Origin of the sequence: Variovorax sp. WDL1, from assembly GCF_001541225.1 — a bacterium.
Lineage (GTDB): Bacteria > Pseudomonadota > Gammaproteobacteria > Burkholderiales > Burkholderiaceae_C > Variovorax.
The window spans coordinates 56,177-74,886 of record NZ_LMTS01000233.1; the positions used below are offsets into that span (position 1 = coordinate 56,177).

21 protein-coding genes are annotated in these 18,710 nt (G+C 66.5%); 5 read left to right on the forward strand and 16 right to left on the reverse strand.

Features of this window, described 5'->3' with window-relative positions:
* Positions 1 to 30 precede the first annotated feature (30 nt).
* Entirely contained in the window at positions 31 to 516 is a 486-nt protein-coding gene (locus APY03_RS28470) for a MarR family winged helix-turn-helix transcriptional regulator (protein ID WP_068682229.1), read from the forward strand.
* 30 nt (positions 517 to 546) lie between these two features.
* Here the strand turns inward: APY03_RS28470 and APY03_RS28475 are convergent, their stop codons facing one another.
* Positions 547 to 915 carry a hypothetical protein gene (locus tag APY03_RS28475; protein ID WP_068682231.1) on the reverse strand — a complete coding sequence of 123 codons (369 nt, stop codon included), beginning with the start codon at positions 913 to 915 and terminating at the stop codon, positions 547 to 549.
* Between the two features lie 29 nt (positions 916 to 944).
* Positions 945 to 1,163, reverse strand: a complete 219-nt coding sequence (locus APY03_RS28480) for a hypothetical protein (RefSeq protein ID WP_068682237.1) — start codon at positions 1,161 to 1,163, stop codon at positions 945 to 947.
* Positions 1,164 to 1,500: 337 nt separating this feature from the next.
* Here APY03_RS28480 and APY03_RS28485 point away from each other — a divergent pair, with 337 nt between their 5' ends.
* Positions 1,501 to 2,523, forward strand: coding sequence for an ornithine cyclodeaminase family protein (locus APY03_RS28485; protein ID WP_083944616.1), 1,023 nt, complete (start codon positions 1,501 to 1,503; stop codon positions 2,521 to 2,523).
* Here the strand turns inward: APY03_RS28485 and pcaF are convergent.
* The 3 genes from pcaF to APY03_RS28500 are packed head-to-tail and all read right to left on the reverse strand — an operon-like array spanning position 2,504 to position 5,084.
* A complete protein-coding gene (pcaF, locus tag APY03_RS28490) occupies positions 2,504 to 3,709 on the reverse strand; it encodes a 3-oxoadipyl-CoA thiolase (RefSeq protein ID WP_068682239.1) in 1,206 nt (401 codons plus the stop codon). The two genes, APY03_RS28485 and pcaF, sit on opposite strands and share 20 nt — an antisense overlap.
* Before the next feature lie 26 nt (positions 3,710 to 3,735).
* Positions 3,736 to 4,380, reverse strand: coding sequence for a 3-oxoacid CoA-transferase subunit B (locus tag APY03_RS28495; protein WP_174262823.1), 645 nt, complete (start codon positions 4,378 to 4,380; stop codon positions 3,736 to 3,738).
* Positions 4,381 to 4,382: 2 nt separating this feature from the next.
* Positions 4,383 to 5,084, reverse strand: a complete 702-nt coding sequence (locus APY03_RS28500) for a 3-oxoacid CoA-transferase subunit A (RefSeq protein ID WP_068682243.1) — start codon at positions 5,082 to 5,084, stop codon at positions 4,383 to 4,385.
* Between the two features lie 146 nt (positions 5,085 to 5,230).
* Here APY03_RS28500 and APY03_RS28505 point away from each other — a divergent pair, with 146 nt between their 5' ends.
* Positions 5,231 to 6,013, forward strand: a complete 783-nt coding sequence (locus APY03_RS28505) for an IclR family transcriptional regulator domain-containing protein (RefSeq protein ID WP_068682299.1) — start codon at positions 5,231 to 5,233, stop codon at positions 6,011 to 6,013.
* 23 nt (positions 6,014 to 6,036) lie between these two features.
* Here the strand turns inward: APY03_RS28505 and APY03_RS28510 are convergent, their stop codons facing one another.
* From APY03_RS28510 to APY03_RS28535, 6 genes are read right to left on the reverse strand one after another with little or no spacing between them, the layout of a single operon-like run.
* Complete coding sequence (locus APY03_RS28510) at positions 6,037 to 6,762, reverse strand: DJ-1/PfpI family protein (RefSeq protein ID WP_068682245.1); 726 nt, start codon at positions 6,760 to 6,762, stop codon at positions 6,037 to 6,039.
* Positions 6,763 to 6,778: 16 nt separating this feature from the next.
* Entirely contained in the window at positions 6,779 to 8,704 is a 1,926-nt protein-coding gene (locus tag APY03_RS28515) for an ABC transporter permease (RefSeq protein WP_068682247.1), read from the reverse strand.
* Positions 8,697 to 9,416, reverse strand: coding sequence for an ABC transporter ATP-binding protein (locus APY03_RS28520; RefSeq protein WP_068682249.1), 720 nt, complete (start codon positions 9,414 to 9,416; stop codon positions 8,697 to 8,699). The genes APY03_RS28515 and APY03_RS28520 overlap by 8 nt, the downstream gene beginning before the upstream one ends.
* Before the next feature lie 2 nt (positions 9,417 to 9,418).
* Complete coding sequence (locus tag APY03_RS28525) at positions 9,419 to 10,183, reverse strand: ABC transporter ATP-binding protein (RefSeq protein WP_068682251.1); 765 nt, start codon at positions 10,181 to 10,183, stop codon at positions 9,419 to 9,421.
* The gene (locus APY03_RS28530) at positions 10,180 to 11,403 is read right to left on the reverse strand and encodes an ABC transporter substrate-binding protein (RefSeq protein WP_068682253.1); all 1,224 of its coding nucleotides are present in this window, start codon (positions 11,401 to 11,403) and stop codon (positions 10,180 to 10,182) included. Before APY03_RS28530 ends, APY03_RS28525 begins: the two co-directional genes overlap by 4 nt.
* Positions 11,404 to 11,436: 33 nt before the next feature.
* A complete protein-coding gene (locus tag APY03_RS28535; protein WP_068682256.1) occupies positions 11,437 to 12,132 on the reverse strand; it encodes a DJ-1/PfpI family protein in 696 nt (231 codons plus the stop codon).
* Positions 12,133 to 12,219: 87 nt separating this feature from the next.
* Between APY03_RS28535 and APY03_RS28540 the strand changes: the two genes are divergently transcribed.
* Positions 12,220 to 13,197: a GlxA family transcriptional regulator gene (locus tag APY03_RS28540; RefSeq protein WP_068682257.1), complete on the forward strand. Its 978-nt coding sequence runs from the start codon at positions 12,220 to 12,222 to the stop codon at positions 13,195 to 13,197.
* A 125-nt stretch (positions 13,198 to 13,322) separates the two neighbouring features.
* On the opposite strand, the gene APY03_RS28545 is transcribed toward APY03_RS28540, so the two are convergent.
* The gene (locus tag APY03_RS28545; protein WP_068682259.1) at positions 13,323 to 13,775 is read right to left on the reverse strand and encodes a YybH family protein; all 453 of its coding nucleotides are present in this window, start codon (positions 13,773 to 13,775) and stop codon (positions 13,323 to 13,325) included.
* Complete coding sequence (locus APY03_RS28550; RefSeq protein ID WP_068682261.1) at positions 13,772 to 15,238, reverse strand: N-acyl-D-amino-acid deacylase family protein; 1,467 nt, start codon at positions 15,236 to 15,238, stop codon at positions 13,772 to 13,774. Before APY03_RS28550 ends, APY03_RS28545 begins: the two co-directional genes overlap by 4 nt.
* Positions 15,239 to 15,476: 238 nt before the next feature.
* Here APY03_RS28550 and APY03_RS28555 point away from each other — a divergent pair, with 238 nt between their 5' ends.
* Positions 15,477 to 16,103, forward strand: a complete 627-nt coding sequence (locus APY03_RS28555) for a helix-turn-helix domain-containing protein (RefSeq protein WP_083944618.1) — start codon at positions 15,477 to 15,479, stop codon at positions 16,101 to 16,103.
* A gap of 44 nt (positions 16,104 to 16,147) precedes the next feature.
* Here APY03_RS28555 and APY03_RS28560 read toward each other — a convergent pair whose 3' ends face one another.
* From APY03_RS28560 to APY03_RS44685, 3 genes are all read right to left on the reverse strand, one after another.
* The gene (locus tag APY03_RS28560) at positions 16,148 to 17,383 is read right to left on the reverse strand and encodes an NAD(P)/FAD-dependent oxidoreductase (RefSeq protein WP_068682263.1); all 1,236 of its coding nucleotides are present in this window, start codon (positions 17,381 to 17,383) and stop codon (positions 16,148 to 16,150) included.
* Positions 17,384 to 17,656: 273 nt separating this feature from the next.
* Entirely contained in the window at positions 17,657 to 18,022 is a 366-nt protein-coding gene (locus tag APY03_RS28565) for an HU family DNA-binding protein (RefSeq protein WP_068682265.1), read from the reverse strand.
* Between the two features lie 15 nt (positions 18,023 to 18,037).
* The coding region (locus APY03_RS44685) for a universal stress protein (RefSeq protein ID WP_232324450.1) at positions 18,038 to 18,710 on the reverse strand (673 nt) is incomplete at its 5' end.

Sequence of the window (18,710 nt, forward strand, 5' to 3'; positions counted from 1 at the left end):
CTGCTGCGCAAAGGCAGTTACCCTCGACCCATGCCTGCCCCGCGCAAGAAAGCCGCCATCCCCGCCGTCTCCGCCCAGCCGTCGCGGCCGGATCGGCTCGACACCCGAGTACTCGAAGCCCTGGTCGGCTACAACGCACGGCGCGCCTGGCTGACGGTGAGCACGGTCTTCGCCGAGCGCATGGCGGTCTACGGGCTGAAGCAAGTGGATTTCTCGGTGCTCTCGCTGCTCGCGCACAACCCCGGCGCCACCTCGCGGCAGCTCTGCGCCACCCTGGACATCCTGCCGCCCAACCTGGTGAGCCTGATTTCCGCCATGGACAGCCGCGGCCTCATCGAACGCCGCCCCCACCCCTACGATGGCCGCGCCATCGGCCTGTACCTGACCCCGGCCGGCGAGTCCCTGGTGCGCGACGCTGAGCGCACGGTGGTCGAGCTGGAAGCGGACGCCAGCGCCAAGCTCACGGCGCGCGAGCGCGAGATGCTGATACGGCTGCTGCAGAAGATCTATCACTGAAGGGGTGCCCCGCCGCGGGCCGCCGGAGCGTCAGAAGCGCTCCGTCAGCATCAGCACCTGGTGCGCCGCGCCGGCCACCAAGGCCGGGTTCGGGTAATAGAGCTCTCCGTCGATCTCGCTGCGGGAAAAAGCCTTGCGCGCCTCGACGTAACGCGTGCGCGCGGCCTCGAACACCTGCCGCCGCCACGAGGGCTGCACCGCCTCCAGCCGAGCCCAGTGCTCGGGGCCGAGCGTCGGGCACAGCGGCACGGGCGCAGCGCGTTCGCGCAGCAGCAGCTCGCGCGCCTCGTGGGTGATCGGGTCGAACACCAGCGCCTTCTCGCGCCGGCGGGCCAGCAGGTTGGAAAGAAGGGTTGCCAGGAAAAGGCTCGCCAGGGCGAGCGAGATCGCAAAATCCATCAGCGGTCAGGAAAAGCCGTACGGCTGCATCACCAGAACTTCCACCAGGGCGCCGAGGCGGAAGAACGTGCCGGAGGCAGCGGCTGCAGCCCGGAATCGCGAATGCGTCGGCGCTGCTCGGCCTCCAGGGCCTGCGCCATGCGGTGCGCCAGCTGGTCTCCCTGCATGGCGCGGATGCGCCATTCGGCAGCCAGGCTCTGCAGCTCGGAATCCTCGAGCTTGGCGGGCGTCGTCATCGATTCGGACATGCGTGAAATTTTGCACACGCGACGACGCCGCGGCAATCGTAGAGCTTTGCATTACATGGCCGATCGGGCCTATGCCAGGCCTGTCACCGAAGATCCATCCCAGCTCAGCTTGATAACCAGTCAAAAAGCATACCAAGGTACACGATGCGGCAGGACCAGACCCCGGTTCGAGCATCGCGTAGTCTGCATTCGGCACGGGCTCGACCCGCGTGTTCCACCACTTCATCGTCCCTCCTTCACACGGGCGCACGAACTCGCGCACCTCGTCGCTCTTCGTGACTTCTCCAGTTCCGGGCCTTGACGTCGCCATCCGGTGCCTAGAATGCTCGGCCCAGCCATGAAGCACTTCGACGCCAACGCAACCCGGTCGGCCCTGGGTTTCGCTCGCCTGATCCCGACGTTGCACGCTGCCTTTGCGGCCGAGGCCACGGTCCCGCCGCGCCATGTGCACACCGTCGAGGCCGGCGCCGACCGCGGCACGGTGCTGATCATGCCGGCCTGGAGCGAGGCAGGCTATCTCGGCATCAAGACCATCAACATCTTTCCCGGCAACGGCGCCCGCGGGCTGCCCGGGCTGCACGCCACCTACGTGCTCTACGACGCCCACACCGGCGTGCCGCTGGCAATGATGGACGGCAACGAGATCACCGCGCATCGGACTGCGGCCGCCTCCGCCCTGGGAGCCTCCTTTCTAGCGCGACAGGACGCGCGGCGCCTGCTGGTGCTGGGCACCGGCCGCGTCGCGCGCCTGCTGCCGGCCGCGCATGCGGCCGTGCGCGCGATCGACGAGATCCAGGTGTGGAACCACCGCCCCGAGGGAGCACAAGCCCTGGCAGCCCAATGGCGCAGCGAGGGCTGGAATGCGCAGCCCGCGGCCGACCTGGAGGCCGCCGTGCGCGCCGCGGATATCGTGAGCTGCGCCACCCTCGCGACATCTCCCCTGGTGAGAGGAGAATGGCTCGCACCGGGTTCGCACCTGGACCTGATCGGCAGCTTCACGCCGCAGATGCGCGAGGCCGACCCGGCATGCTTCGCCAATGCGCGGACCTTCGTCGATACCGAGGAGGCCTTGCAGAAGGCCGGCGACCTGCTCGACGCGATGGCAGACGGCACCCTGTCGCGCGACACGGTGCAGGCCACCCTGGCGGACCTGTGCAAGGGCCGGCGCGCGGGGCGTGCGAACGGCACCGAGCGCACCGTCTTCAAGGCCGTCGGCAGCGCGCTCGAAGACCTCGCGGCCGCCACGCTGGTGTGGCAGGCCGCGTGCCAGGCACACCCGTCCGCGAGCGCCCCCCTTCAGCCGGGCGAGACGTCAGCGCCCGCGCCCGGGGCGATTCCGGTCAGACCCGTTCGAGGATGACCGCGATCCCCTGGCCTACGCCGATGCACATGGTGCAAAGCGCATAGCGCCCGCCCCCCTTGTGCAGTTGGTTGACCGCGGTGGTCGCCAGCCGCGCGCCGCTGGCGCCCAGCGGGTGGCCCAGCGCGATCGCGCCGCCGTTGATGTTGACGCGCGCGTCGTCGTCCTTGAGGCCGAGCAGGCGCAGCACCGCCAGGCCTTGCGCGGCGAAGGCTTCGTTGAGTTCGATCACGTCGATCTGGTCGAGCTTCAGGCCGGTGAGCTTCAGCACCTTCTCGGTGGCCGGCGCCGGGCCGATGCCCATCACGCGCGGCGGCACGCCGGCGGTGGCCATGCCCACCACGCGGGCGCGGGGGGTCAGCCCGTACTTCGCCGCGCTCGCCTCGTCGGCCAGCAGCAGCGCGCAGGCGCCGTCGTTCACGCCGCTGGCATTGCCGGCCGTTACCGTGCCATCGGGACGCACCACGCCCTTGAGCTTGGCGAGCGCTTCCAGGCTGGTGTCGCGCGGATGCTCGTCCTTGTTCACGACGACAGGGTCGCCCTTCTTCTGCGGCACGAGCACCGGCACGATCTCGGCATCGAAGAAGCCCGACTTCTGCGCCGCGACCGCGCGCTGCTGCGAGGCCAGCGCCATGCGGTCCTGCGCCTCGCGCTCGATCTTGTAGTCGGTGGCCACGTTCTCCGCCGTCTCCGGCATGGCGTCGACGCCGTACTGTGCCTTCATCAGCTTGTTGACGAAGCGCCAGCCGATGGTGGTGTCGTACACCGCGTTGGCGCGGCTGAAGGCGCTCTCGGCCTTGGGCATGACGAAGGGGGCGCGGCTCATGCTCTCCACCCCGCCCGCGATCATCAGCCCGGCCTCGCCGGCCTTGATGGCGCGCGCCGCGCTGCCCAGGGCATCGAGGCCCGAGCCGCACAGCCGGTTGATGGTGGCGCCCCCCAGTTCCAGCGGCAGGCCCGCCAGCAGCGCCGACATGCGCGCCACGTTGCGGTTGTCCTCGCCGGCCTGGTTGGCGCAGCCGTAGAGCACGTCGGTCACGGCCTGCCAGTCGACTTCCTTGTTGCGTTCCATCAGCGCCTTGAGCGGCACGGCGCCCAGGTCGTCGGTGCGCACGCTGGAGAGGGAGCCGCCGTAGCGGCCGAAGGGGGTGCGAACGGCGTCGCAGATGAAGGCTTGGGTGGTCATGGTGTGTCTCTGGTTGAACGGGGTTGTCAGGCGGCGATCGGCAGGCCGACCAGCTTCTCCAGCTCGGCATGTTCGAGGCCCTCGACCTTGTCGATGAGCTTCAGGCCCGCAGGCGTGCATTCGAGCGTGGCAAGGTCGGAATACACGCGCTTCACGCAGCCGATGCCGGTCAGCGGATAGGTGCACTGCGCGACGATCTTGCTCTCGCCCTTCTTGGTGAGCAAGTCCATCATGACCCAGGTCTGCTTCGCGCCGATGGCCAGGTCCATGGCCCCACCGACGGCGGGGATCGCCCCCGCCTCGCCGGTGCTCCAGTTGGCGAGGTCGCCGGTGGCGGAGACCTGGAAGGCGCCCAGCACGCAGATGTCCAGGTGCCCGCCGCGCATCATCGCGAAGCTGTCGGCATGGTGGAAGTACGCACCGCCAGGCAGAAGCGTGACCGGCTGCTTGCCGGCGTTGATGAGGTCGTAGTCCTCCTCGCCCGCGGCCGGCGCGGGGCCCATGCCGAGGATGCCGTTCTCGCTGTGCAGGATGACCTCGCGGCCGGCCGGCAGGTGGTTGGCCACCAGCGTGGGCTGGCCGATGCCGAGGTTGACGACGGCGCCGTCGAAGATGTCCTGCGCGACCCGTGCTGCGAGCTGGTCCTTGGTGCGGCGTTGGTAATTGCTCATGGTCATGCTGCCTTCTTGAAGCCGCCGGCCTGGGTGGCGACGCGGTCGATCTTGACGATGCTTCGCACGAAGATGCCCGGGGTGACGACAGTCTCGGGGTCCATCTCGCCGAGCTCCACGATCTCGTGCACGGTCGCAATGGTGCGCTCCGACGCCATCGCCATCACGGGCCCGAAGTTGCGCGCCGCCTTGCGGTAGACCAGGTTGCCCCAGCGGTCGCCTTTCTCGGCCTTGATCAGCGCCACATCGCCGCGGATCGGGTACTCCAGCACGTACTGCTTGCCGTCGATCATGCGCGTCTCGCGCTCGCCGGCCAGCTCGGTGCCGTAGCCCGTGGGGCAGAAGAAGGCACCGACGCCCGCCCCGGCCGCGCGGATGCGCTCGGCGAGGTTGCCCTGCGGAACCAGCTCCAGCTCCAGCTTGCCGGAGCGGTAGAGCTCGTCGAACACATGGCTGTCGGCCTGGCGCGGGAAGCTGCAGATGATCTTGCGCACCCGCCCGGCCTTGAGCAGCGCGGCCAGGCCCGTATCGCCGTTGCCGGCGTTGTTGTTGACGACGGTGAGCTCCTTGGCGCCCTGCTCGATCAGGCCGTCGATCAGCTCGTTGGGAATGCCGGCGGTGCCGAAGCCGCCGATGAGGACCGTGGCGCCGTCGGGGATGCCGGCCATGGCATCGGCGATCGAACGGGCGATCTTGTTGATCATTGAATCTGTCTCCGGGGTAAGGGAAAAGCCGAAGGCCTCGGCTTCAGGCGTGGAGCACAATGTTGCCAGTTGTTCGTATGTAGAACATGTGTTCGTATAATGAATTCTAGGGAAGATCGCCCCGCATGGCAACCACGGCACCCCACATGGCAACCCAGAAGAAGCCCCCCGCTCCCACGCCGGGCGACACCTACGTGCAGTCCTTCGCGCGCGGGCTGCAGGTCATCCGCTCTTTCAGCGAGCGTGCGCCGCGCCAGACGCTCAGCGAGGTCGCGGCCGCCACCGGCCTCACGCGCGCCGGCGCGCGCCGCATCCTGCTCACGCTGCAGACCCTGGGCTACGTGCAATCCGATGGCAAGCAATTCGCGCTGACGCCGCGCATCCTCGACCTCGGCTTCGCGTACCTGTCGTCCATGCCGATCTGGAACCGCGCCGAGCCGGTGATGGAGACACTGGTGCAGCAGGTGCAGGAATCGTGCTCGGCCGCGGTGCTCGACGACACGGACATCGTCTACGTGCTGCGCGTGCCCACGCACAAGATCATGCGCATCAGCCTGGGCATCGGCTCGCGCCTGCCGGCGTGGTGCACCTCCATGGGCCGGCTGCTGCTGGCCGACCTGGACGACGATGCGCTGCGCGCGCGCCTCGAGGCCTCGAGCATCGCCCCGCTCACCCGCCACACGCTGACCGACATCGATGCGCTCGTCGCCAAGGTGCAGCAGGCCCGGCGCCAGCGCTGGTGCCTGGTGAACCAGGAGCTGGAGGAAGGGCTGGTCTCGATTGCCGCGCCCATCGTCGACCGCGGCGGACGCATGGTGGCCGCGCTCAACATCAGCGGGCAGGCCAACCGCACGAGCCCGAAGGTCATGCAGGAGACGATGCTGCCGGCGCTGATGGGCGCAGCGCAGGAGATCTCGCGGTTGCTCTAGGCGCTAGACCCGGCGAAGCACCATCACTCGCTGCCGACCTGCGCAGCCTGGGCTCTCGCGCCGCTCAACCGCCGTGCGGCCTCGAGGCTCACAGCACGGCGCCTCGCAAGCATGGGCTGCGCAAGTGCCCTCACTGCCTCGACGACGCTGGCGTCCGCCACGTCCGGATGCCCACTGCGAAACGGTGGTGCGGGGTCGTACTCCAGCAGCAGCTGCGTCTTCCTTGCCACCTCTCCGCCCCGCAGCAGGTCGAGCAACACGAACGCAAAATCCAGCCCGGACGTCACGCCGCCCCCGGTCACCCGGTTCCGGTCGATGACCACGCGATCGGGAACGACCTCCACCGGAAACATCCGTAGAAAGTCCAGCGACAGCCAATGGCAGGTCGCCCTGTACCCGTTCAACAGACCCGCTGCCGCCAGCAGCAATGAGCCCGTGCAGACGGAGGTGACCCATCGGGCTGCTTTCGCCTGTTGCCTCAAGAATTCCAGGAGTTCGTCATCGGCCATGAGGTCGTTCTGGCCAGGGCCGCCAGGCACGACGAGGACATCGAACGGGGGCGCATCGGCAAAGGAAACGGACGGTGTCACGGTCAGGCCCGTATCGCCCTTGAGGGGCGTGCAGTCTTTCCACACCAGGTGGCAGGTGCTGTCGGGCGTACGTGCGAGCACCTCGAAGGGTCCCAATGCATCGAGAGAAGTCATGCCCTCGAAAACGAGAACGCCGATATGCAAGTGTTGATTGTCCATGGGTGATTGCTCCATTTCATCCTCCCCGCTCGTCGACCAACGGGCTCCGCACAGCGGCGCGGTCGATATGGCTCACCTTCGCCTCTGCCCGTTTGCGCGAGAAGCTCGACAAGCTCCCGACGATGCCTTCACGAAAGGCCAGCACGACGATGAAGAAGACCGCACCCTGTGCCACGGTGACCCAGTCCTGCAGCTCGGCCATGTAGGTCTCCATGCCGATGAGTGCCAGCGCGCCGATGATCGGACCGGTAATGGTGCCGAGCCCACCCACCAGGGTCATCAGGAGAAACTCACCGGACATCTGCCAGCCCACGTCGGTGAGCGAGGCGATCTGCACTGCAATGGCCTTGGTCGCGCCCGCCAGTCCGGTCACGCCCGCGGAGAAAATGAAAACCGCCAGCTTGTAGCGATTGGCGTTGTAGCCCAGCGAGATCGCCCGCGGCTCGCTGTCGCGCACGGCAGCTACGATGCGCCCATAGGGCGAATGCACCAGCCTTGCGATCATCAGGATGGCCGCGCCGCAGATCAGCAGCACAAAGAAGTACGCGGAAACATCTCCCTTCAAGTCCCACACACCGAAGGCGACCCCACGTGGAATGTCCTGGATTCCATCTTCGCCATGGGTGAAGGGGGCTTGTAAGCAGACAAAGTAGACCATCTGGGCGAGTGCAAGGGTCGACATCGCAAAGTAGATGCCCTGCAAGCGGATGGCGATGACGCCGACAAGGGCGCCGAGCGCGACCGAGGCAAGCGTCGCGCCCAGGATCGCCCATTCGGGCGCCAGCCCCCAGACCTTGGCCAGGTGCCCGGCCACATACGCCGACAAGCCGAAGAACATGGCATGGCCGAACGAAAGCACCCCCATGTAGCCCAGCAGCAGGTTGATCGCGCTGGCAGCCACCGCGAAGCACAGCACCTTGATCAGGAACACGGGGTACACCACGAACGGCGCGAGGACCAGCGCCGCCAGCGACACAACCAGAAGCACCCAGCTCAGCCGCCCGCGGAGCTTCGGCTCGATGCCGGCCTGGCTGGTCAGCGTGCCGCCCGCGTGCTGCGCAATTACGCCTTTGCCGAACAGCCCTGCGGGCTTGATGAGAAGCACGGCGGCCATGATGATGAAGACGACCGTATCCGACAGGGGCGGGTAGTAATAACGCACCAGGCCTTCTGCCAGGCCCAGCAGGTAGCCGGTGATGATCGCGCCCTTGATGGACCCCATGCCCCCGATCACGACGACCGCGAAGATCACGATGATCAGGTTGGAACCCATCATCGGGCTGACGTTGTAGATCGGTGCGGCGAACACGCCTGCCAGGCCCGCCAGCCCCACGCCGAATCCGTAGACCAGGGTCACCATGCGGGGCACGTTGATGCCGAAGCCGCGCACCAGGTCCGGTCGCTCGATGGCGGCGCGCAGGTAGGACCCGAGCCGGGTTTTCTCGATCATGTACCACGTGGCCAGGCACACGAGGAACGAGGCGAACAAGGCCCACAGCCGGTAGTACGGCAAGTAGCCCAGGGCTGTTCGGAAGCCCCCGGGCATGGGGTTCGCATAGGGCAGGCCGGCGGACCCGAAGGCCTTGCGGTAGAGACCCTCGACGATGAGCGTGAGCCCGAACGTCAGCAACAGCCCATAGACATGGTTCAGGTGGTAGAGCCGTCGCACGAACAGCCGCTCCAGCACGATGCCGCTCAGGCCGACGACCAGCGGCGCCAGCACCAGCGCGGCACCGTAGCCGATGCCGAGCCACTGCAGCAGCATCCACGCCGTGAACGCGCCCATCATGTACTGCGCGCCATGCGTGAAGTTCACGACGTTCAGCAACCCGAAGATGATGGCCAGCCCCAGGCTCATCATCGCGTAGAAGGAGCCGTTGATCAGCCCCAGCAGCAGTTGGCCGAACAACGCCGGGGAGAGAATTCCAAGCGATTCAAGCATGTCGGATCCCCAGGTAGGCCTCGACGCGTGCGGAGTCTTTGTGCATGTCGCCGCGGGTCAGCATGTCGACCACGCGCCCCGTCTCCATGACGTAATGCCGATCGGCCAGTTCGGTGGCGAACCGCAGGTTCTGCTCCACCAGCAGGATGGTGAAGCCGCGGCGCTTGAGCTCGAGCACGGTCTGTGCGATGAGCTTGACGATCACGGGCGCGAGCCCTTCGCTCGGTTCGTCCAGCAGCAGGCATTTGGCGCCGGTGCGCAGGATGCGCCCGATCGCCAGCATCTGCTGTTCGCCGCCGGACAGCTTGGTGCCCTGGCTGGCGCTGCGTTCGCGCAGGTTGGGGAACAGCGCGTAGACCTCGTCGAGCGTGAGCCCGCCTTCGCGCAGCACGGGCGGCAGGGTCAGGTTCTCGAGCACGTTCAACTGCGAGAAGATGCCGCGCTCCTCCGGGCAGTAGGCCATGCCGAGCCTGGCGATCTGCTCGGGCAGGCATTGCGCAACCGGCACCCCTTCGAAGGCGATGCCGCCGGTCTTCTCGGTGATGAAGCCCATCAGGCACTTGAGCGTGGTGGACTTGCCGGCGCCATTGCGGCCCAGCAGCGTAATGACTTCGCCGCGCTCCAGCTTGAAACTGACGCCGTCCAGCACCTGGTTGCCCGCATAGCCGGCACTGAGGCCCCTGACGTCGAGGACGGTGGTCGATGCATCCATGGTCAATGTCCGATGTACGCTTCGAGCACGCGCGGATCGGCGGCGACCTCCGCATAGCTGCCCTCGGCCAGCACTTCGCCACGGCACAGCACGGTAACGGTGTCGGAGAGCCGTTCGACGACCTTCAGGTTGTGCTCGACCATGACGATGGTCTTCTCTCCCGCAAGGTCGGCAATGAGATCGGACACGCGGGTCACATCCTCCATGCCGAGGCCCGCCATCGGCTCGTCCAGCAGCACGAGGTCTGGCTCGAGCGCGAACGTCGTGGCCAGCTCCAGTGCCCGCTTGCGGCCATAAGGCAGCTCGCCGGCGGCCGTGTCGGCCCACTCCGAGAGACCGAACTTGCGCAACAGCGCGTGCACCCGGTCGTCGAGCTCGCTCAGGCAGGCGGTGGATCGCCAGAACACCTTCTGCAGGCCCGACAGCCGCTGCAAGGGCACGCAGACGTTCTGCGCGACCGTCAGATGCGGGAAGACAGCCGAGATCTGGAACGAGCGCACCACGCCCTGCCGGGCCAGCTGCGCCGGGGGCGTGCGCGTGACGTCCGCGCCCTTGTAGACGATGCTGCCGGCATCGGGCTCCAGGAACCGGGTCAGGAGATTGAACAGCGTGCTCTTGCCTGCGCCGTTGGGGCCGATGACGGAATGGACCGTGTTGCGGCGAACGACGAGGTCGACATTGCTGACGGCGGTGAAGCCCGAGAAGCTGCGCGTCAGCCCGCGCGCAGTGAGGATGGCGCCTGCGCCATCGATGCCAGGCCCGTTCATTTGGCCTTGGCGGCGCTGGCGACCAGAGGACAGTCGCTCGCGCTCAGCGGAATGTAGGCGTCGCTTGCGGGGATGACGCTGGTGATCTTGTAGTAGTCCCACGGCCCCTTGGACTCCGCCTTCGACTTGACCGTGACCAGCAGGAAATCGTGAGACAGCTTGCCGTCGTCGCGCAGCGAGGCGTTCTTGGCGAACATGTCGTTCACCGGGGTGCTGCGCATCTTCTCGGCCACCGCGTCCGTCGCGTCGGTCCTGGTGGCGACCACGGCCTTGAGGTAGTGCGTGGTCGCCGAGTACATGCCCGCCTGCGACTCGGTGGGCATGGCCTTGAAGCGCTCGAAGAAGCGGCGTGAGAAGGCGCGCGTATCGTCGTCCCGGTCCCAGTACCAGGCCGTGGTGGCCGAAAGGCCCTGCATCACATCGATGCCCGCCGCATGGACATCCGCGACCGACAGCAAGGTGGCCACGGGCCGCTGCTTGCCGTCCTGCATGCCGAACTCCTTCCACTGCTTCATGGAGTTCACGAGCTGGGCGCCGCCGTTGGCGAAGGCCACGACCTTGGCGTTGGAAGCCTGGGCCTGCAGCAGGTACGAGCTGTAGTCCGAGGTGCCCATGGGATGGAAGGCCTCGCCCACGGTCTTGCCGCCGCTGGCCGCCACGAAGGCCTTGGCCTCCTGGACCATGTTCTTGCCGAACGCGAAATCGGCCGCCACGAAGTACCAGGTGTCCAGGCCGCTGCGGGTCAGCGTCCTGGCCGGGCCGGACACCAGTGCGTACGCATCGTGGACCCAGGAGAAGCCGGTCTTCGCGCATTGCTTGCCGGTCAGCTCGGTCGTGCCGATGATGCCGTACAGGGCGATCTTGTTCTTCTCCTTGATCACGGACTGCACGCCCAGCGCCACGGCGGAGTTGGCGATGTCGACCACCGCGTCGACCTTGTCCACGTCGAACCAGCGCTTCACGACCGTCAGTCCGATGTCGGGCTTGTTCTGGTGGTCGGCCACCAGCACCTCCACCTTGGTCGCGCCGAGTTGCGGCTTCATGTCTTCCACCGCCATCTGCACCGCGAGCGCGGAGCCGGGTCCGGTCAATGCCGAGAAGGGCCCCGACTGGTCATTGATGACTCCCAGCCGGACCACGCCGTCCGAGATCTGCGCAAGAGCAGGCAATGGCGCGAGCAGGGCGGCCGTGAGAATGCATGTGCGAGTGCTGGGTTTCATGGGACTTGCTCCATCAAGGGTCGGGGTTTGCGTTCAAGCTTCCAGTAGAAGACGCCGAGCGGCCTGTGCGATCTGTGCCTCGATGTGCGGCAAGGAGGACTCGCCAGCCGCGCGGGCCCGCGCCACCCGCTCGGGCCCGGCCTTGTCGGGAGATCCGCTGTCCAGCGGCGGCTGAGGGTCGTACTCGAGGCCGAGCTGGATCATTCGCGCAGCTTCTTCCCCTGCAAGTTCGGCAGCCAGGGTGAAAGCGAAATCGATGCCCGATGTCACCCCGCCGCCGGAGAGCCGATTGCGGTCCCGCACCACGCGCGCCGCCACCGGCTCGGCACCGAACTGCGGCAGGTAGTGCCGCCACATCCAGTGGCAGGCAGACTTGTAGCCCTGGATCAGCCCTGCCGCGCCGAGCAGGAGCGAGCCGTTGCAGACCGAAGTCACGTAGCGCGCAGTGCGCCCTTGCCCGCGCAGGAATTCCATCGTCACGGCATCGTTCAACTGCTCGACCACGCCGAACCCGCCCGGCACGCAAAGCACATCCAGCTGCGGGCACTCTGCGAAGGTGACCGTCGGGTTGACGCTGAATCCCACATCGGTCACCAAGGGTTCGATCGCTTTCCACGCCAGGTGTACCTTCGCGCCGGGCACGCGGCTCAGCACCTGCGCCGGTCCCATCAGGTCGAGTTGCGTGACCTTGGGAAAGACGAGAAAACCGATCTGAAGAGCGTTTGTCATGAAGGTGTCGCAGGTGCTGAATCGATCGACGATTGTGGGAGCCGACACAGTTGTCGTAAATGACAATCAGAGGCTAATATCCGCCAAATGCCAGGGCCCCTGAACGTCGCGATACTCACCTTCCCCCGCTGCCAGGTGCTCGATGTCACCGGCCCGGCGATGGTGTTCGAGGCGGGCAACGATGCACTGGAAAAGGCTCACTACAAGGTCCACATCCTCTCTGCCGAGGGCGGTACGGTGCAGACCAGCAGCGCGGTGGCCCTGGTGACCAGGCCTGTGAAGGAACTGCCACCCGGTTCCATCGACACCCTGCTGATTGCGGGAGGCGACGACTCAGGCTTGCAGACGCTGGCCGCCAACGAGTCGGTGCGCAAATGGGCCGTCAAGGCAAGCAAGAACGCCCGCCGGTACGGCTCCATCTGCACGGGCACCTTTGCGCTGGCGCACTTCGGATTGCTCGAAGGCAAGCGCGTGGCCACGCACTGGTCGGCATGCGCCGACCTCGCCGAAAAATGCCCGGACGTCGCCATCGACACCAACGCGCTGTTCGTCAACGATGGCCGGCTGTGGACTTCCGCCGGCGTCACGACCGGAATCGACATGAGCCTGGAGATGGTGGCTGCGGACCTGGGCAACGCCGTGGCCCACACCATCGCCAAGCGCCTGGTGCTGTACGCGCGCCGCCCCGGCTACCAGTCGCAGTTCAGCCCGGTGCTGAACGCGCAGTCGCATGCGGACGCGCCCTTTGCCGAACTCATCCACTGGATGCGCGAGAACCTGTCGCTGCGGCTGGACGTTCCGCTCCTGGCGGAAAAGGTGTCGATGTCGGAGCGCACATTCCTGAGACGCTTCGCCAGGAGCACCGGCGAAACGCCCGCGCACTTCGTGGAGACCTTGAGACTGGATCAGACCCGCAACCTGCTTGCGGCGGGCATGTCGGTCAAGGACATTGCAGCGCGCACCGGGTACTCGACAGGCGCCCAGCTCTCCAAGGCATTCGACCGGCGATTCGGCATGACGCCCCAGCTGTTCCGCGAGCTGCATTGCCGCAGCCACCCTGTGTAGCCCCCTGGCGGAATTCGACCCAAGATTGGCACACGCAAGATGGGATGCAGCTGCAATTCATCGGTATTCATCAAGGCGTCATGAATTGATCAGTGCGCCAGGGGTTCATAGGCTTGCTCTGGCCGTCAGCGGGCTCCTGCCAGTCCCGTGGGTGGCCGTGAGCAGTACGCGCCGCCGACGCAAGCCGTCGCACCATAGAGTTCTCCCTGGATGCGCCAACCATGCACTGCGCGTACCCACTGCGCCATGTAGCGTCCACCCAGTTCAACCAGTCCGTCGGGTTCAGTCCATCTGCCCGACCAATGCCCTTCTTCGAGAGCGACGCGCCAGGAGGACATGACGGAGATTGCCGACGGTGTACGAACCCACAACGTGTCGGGCCGGCGTTCGAACTGGGCCATGTAGAAGCGCCGGTTGGCCTGTGCGCCGATCAGTTGGGCAGAGGTCGAGCCGAGAACGAGAACGTCGTCCATCCAGACACTGGCGATGCCTTCGATATCCTGGTTCGCGATCGCCTCGTTGGAAAGCGCGCGCGCCGCGCGAATGCTGTCTTCGTCCGTTCGCGCTGCAACTCTCATGCCGCCACCTTGTCGCGGCGCGTGATCACCTGCCCGCTGCGTGCGCCGCTGTGCACGCCGTGTTGCCAGGTGATCGTCCCGTTGACGATCACCGCGTCGATGCCTTCGGCCACCCGGGTGGGCGTCTCGTAGCTGGCCGCATCGCGGACCGTGGCCGCATCGAAGACCACGATGTCTGCATGCTGCCCGACCTTCAGCGTGCCGCGGCCATGCAGGCCGAAATTGCGCGCCGTGAGCCCCGTCATCTTCCACACCGCGGTCTCGAGCGGGAACAGGCCGACGTCGCGGCTGTAGTGGCCGAGTACCCGAGGAAAGGTGCCCCACAGGCGCGGATGCGGCTTGTCTCCCAACGGAATGCCGTCTGAACCGATCATCGTCTCGTCGAAGGCCAGCACCCGCTGCACGTCGTCTTCGTCCATCATGAAATAGATCGCGCTGCCGGGCTGGAGCCTGCGTGCCGCCTCTTCCTTCGACAGGCCCCACTCCCTGGCAATGTCGGCCAGGTCGCGCCCGGCGCATTCGGGGTGCGGCTCGCTGCTGGCAATCAGCACGCGGTTGTCCAGCATGCCGCGGTCGGTGCGGATCATGGTCGAGCCCGCCGTGTACGGGTAGCAGTCGAGCGACACGCACTGGTGCTTCATCGTTTCCTCGATGAACGGGAGCGTCACCCGGGTCTTGCCGAAGTTCGGTGTGTGCATGGCCTTGTGGTGCGACAGCACCACCGGCACGCCAAGCGCCCGGCCAATCGCGAAAGACTCCTCCATCGCTTCCATGATCCGGTCGGACTCGTCACGCATGTGCGTCACATAGAGCGCTCCGCGCGCACTCAGCGGCCGGCCGACCTCGATGATCTCCTCGGTGGTTGCCTGCGTGGCCGTTGCATAGAAAGTGCCGGTCGACATGCCTATCGCCCCCGCCGACATCGCCTCCTCGACATGGGCGCGCATCTCGGAAATCTCGGCCTGGCTGGCTTGCCTGTCGAGCTCGCTCATCGTGACGCCGCGCAGTGTCGAATGGCCGACCATCGCCGCGACGTTCACCGAAGACGGTGTTGCGCGCAGCGCATCGAGATAGGCCGCGAAGGTGGTGAAGCGCCCCTGCGCCGGGGCATCGATCAGATTGAGCGGCATCGGCAGATCCATGCCGTCGCGCAACGGTGCTGCGCTGATGCCGCAATTGCCGGTCACCACCGTCGTCACCCCTTGCGACACCTTGAAGGGCATCGCGGGCTGCGACAGGACGGCCTGGTCGTCGTGTGTATGCGAATCGATGAACCCCGGTGCAACGATGCGGCCTGCTGCGTCGACGACTTCGTCGGCCGAATGGCCGGCAAGATCGCCGATGGCGACGATGTGGCCGCGCGCGATGCCGACGTCTGCCTGGAAACGCGGGGCCTTGGTTCCGTCGATGACGGTGCCGCCGCGGATCAGGAGGTCGCAGTGGGGAAGCTTGTCGGAGGACATGCGGGCATTCCTTTGTTCAACGAAGTGACAGGCGACCCGTGCCCGCCCGTGGAAAAAGTGTATGAACAAATTTGCGTTTACGCAAATTTTCCTGGGTCTTTCCTTGAGAGACGGTCGCACGACAAGCCTTCGAACTTTTGTGATCCGCAAACTCCGAAGCGCTGGTCCTGCATATTCGGATGGCATGGCGCCCGCGCTTTGACTGGCAGAATTGCCAGTGCCCTACAGGAAGACAAGCGTGCATCCACACCCTATTGGCAAGCAGACTGCAAAACCGAAGACCGCGCCGCCCACGCTGGATCGCACGACCTTTGGTCATCGCCTGCGCACCGCGCGCAAGCGCCTGGGCTGGACGCTCACCGATCTGGCCGAGCGCTCGGGTGTGTCGATCACCACCATCTCCCGCGCCGAGCGGGGCCAGCTCGCGCTGGGCTACGAGAGCTTCACAGCCCTCGGCCGCGCGCTGGCCATGGACATGAACGCGATGTTCGCGGGCCCCGGCGTCAAGCCCACGCAACTCGACGGGCCGGTGGTCACTCGGGCCAGCAAAGGCGTGGTGTACCGCGGCCTGGCCGTGGACTACGAGTTCCTCGGCACCACGGCGGCCGGCAAGCGCATGAGCCCGATCGTCGGCACCGTGCATGCCCGCCGCATCGATGGGCCTGAAGATTTCGTGAAGCACTCCGGCGAAGAATTCGCCTACGTGCTGTCGGGCGAGATCGAAGTCCATTTCAGCAATGGCGAGGTGGTGCGCCTCGCGCGCGGCGACTCGCTGTACTTCGACAGCCGCCTGGGCCACGCCTACGTGAGCGTGAGCCGCCAGCTCGCGAGGATCGTCGCCGTCACTTCCGAAGACGGCACGTGAGATCGCCGGCAGCGCGGCTCCATCGGACGCCAGCCGGTCCGTGATCAGAAGCGCGAGGGCAAGAACGGCGTCGGGTCGACAAGAGGCTTCGTCCCCTCGATCATCTCGGCAATCAAGCGGCCGCTGACCGGGCCCAGGGTGAACCCTTGATGCCCATGGCCAAAGTTGAACCACAAGCCCGGATGCTTCGGCGCCGGCCCGATCACCGGCTTCATGTCCACCGTGCAGGGTCGGTTTCCCAGCCAGGGTTCGGCCTCGACCGGTTCCGGCAAGTCGATCAGCTCGCGCGCTGCGCGCTCTGCCTTGTCGAGCTGCACCGGCGTTGCGGGCGCCCCGATGCGCGCAAACTCCGCCCCCGTCGTGATGCGCGTGCCGCGCGACATCGGGACGATCACGAAGCCGCGCTCGGCGTCCAGCAGCGGGAGCCGCAAGCCCGGACCGCCCCGGTAGTGGCGGTGGTATCCGCGCTTGACGAAAAGCGGCAGCTTGTATCCGAGCGTGGAGGTCAACTCACCGGCCCATGGGCCCAGCGCGACGACGGCATGACGCGCGACCAGTGGACCGGCAGCGGATTGCACCTGCCATCCTCCCGCAACGCGCGTCAGGCTCGTGGCGTTGCCTTCGGCCAGGTGGCCGCCGAGCGCAATGAACCGATTGACGTAGTGTTCGACCAGTGCTCCGGGATCGCTCACCGACCACGGGTCCAGCCAATGCACCGCGCCAGCCAGCCGCGCGCGAAGACCGGGCTCCGCTCGCGCCAACGCATCACCGTCCAGCAGTGCATGCCTCACACCGTAGCGCTCGTGGAGTTCGACGGCACGCGACGCAGCGGCGTCCATCGGGGCCCGGTTGTGAAAGGCCATCCGATAGCCTTCCTTGCGCACGAGGGCACCCGCGCCCGACTCGGTGATGAGCGCCTGGTGCTCCGTCGCGCAGTGTTCGATCAGGCGGCTGTAGTCGCGGGCGATAGGCGCATAGCGCGCTGACGCCGAGGCATGCCAGTACCGCGCGAGTGGCGACATGACCGACGGCAGTGCGCCGAGGTGGTAGTTGACATCGATGCCTCGCTTGAAGGCGACGTTGAAGACCGCCGACCAGTCGCGAGGAAATGCGTAGGGTTCGACGGCCTCTCGCTGGATGATCCCCGAGTTGCCGTAGGACGTCTCTCGGCCAGGCGCTCGCCGATCCACCAGCGCGACGGAATGCCCACGCAAGGCCAGCTGCAGGGCCGTGCTCGCGCCGAGCATGCCGGCACCCAGAACCAGTACATCAGTGGCCATCGTGGTTTGACTTTTGATCTGGTTGATCGAGTTTGATCGGAGTGCCGGTTGCCATCTCGCAAAGTGTAGGAAGGAATTTGCGTAAACGCAAATTTTTGTAAGCCCTGAAGAACACTTCTACGTACAACTTCGAGGACGATCTTTGGGCATTCGCAAATTCTTCCATCGCGAAAGGGTCTCCCGCTTCGAACGCTACGCCCAGAAAAAAAGCCGCCCGGTGGGCGGCTTCGGTTCAGCATCGCCGGCCCAGCGCAGGCCGGCCATCGCCGTGGCTTACTTCTTCTTGGCAGCCGCCTTCTTCGCCGGCGCAGCCTTCTTCACTGCGGGCTTCGCTGCAGCCTTCTCGGCCTTGCGCTTGGCGGCCTTCGGGTCGATGGCGGCCTTGAAGGCGGCACCGGCCACGAACTTCGGCACCTTGGTCGCCGCGATCTTGATCTTCGTGCCGGCCTGGGGGTTGAAGCCCGAGCGCGCCGCACGGGCGACCTGCTTGAAAGTGCCGAAGCCGACGATCTGGACAGGGTCGTCCTTCTTCACGGCATTGACGATGGAGCTGGTGACTGTCTCGAGCACGCGTGCGGCTTCGGCCTTGCTCAGGTTGTGGGCGGTGGCGATCTTCTCGACCAGTTCGATGCGATTCATTCAGATTCCTTGGATTTACAGACGCGCCGCGTTGCCAGCGGCGACCCCGGCCGATGCCGGTGCGGGCCGAGTGTACCGGGGCGCGCCGGCACGCACGCGGCGCGTCGCCCGTGGAAGGCTCTGCTCCAGCCGGCGAACGGCAGTGGCCTGCGTTGCAGGCTGGTAGTCGTGAGGCACCACGAGCACGTCGATGGCGGCATGGCGCAACACGCGCTGCGCCACGCTTCCGAACACGAAATCCGACAGCGCGGAGGCCGGATGCCTGCCCACCACGATGAGCTCGGCGCCACTGTGCTGCTGCTGCACGATGGCCTGGCGCGCGGGGTCGCCATGCCCGATGGCCGAATAGACGCGGTTGCGGCGCGCGTCGGTCGAATCCGTCAGCCGGAACATCCTGTCCTGGGCGTAGCGTCGGCATTCCTGCCGGTATGCCTTGATGGCCTGGTCCGAAACCTCTGCATAACGGAGCTTGCCCTCATTGGCGGTGCTGATGGCGTGGAACAGCTCGACCTGCGCAGACTTGCCGAGCGCGAAGGCCGCCGCGATCAAGCGGCGCGACGCCTCGGAGAAGTCCACCGCGACGAGCAAGCGTCCATAGGCAGCCGATGCTGGTCCGGTTGCCTGGCTCACCACCAGCACGGGCCGGCGCGCCGCCCGCAGGAGCCGCTCCACCGGCTGGCCGCGCAGG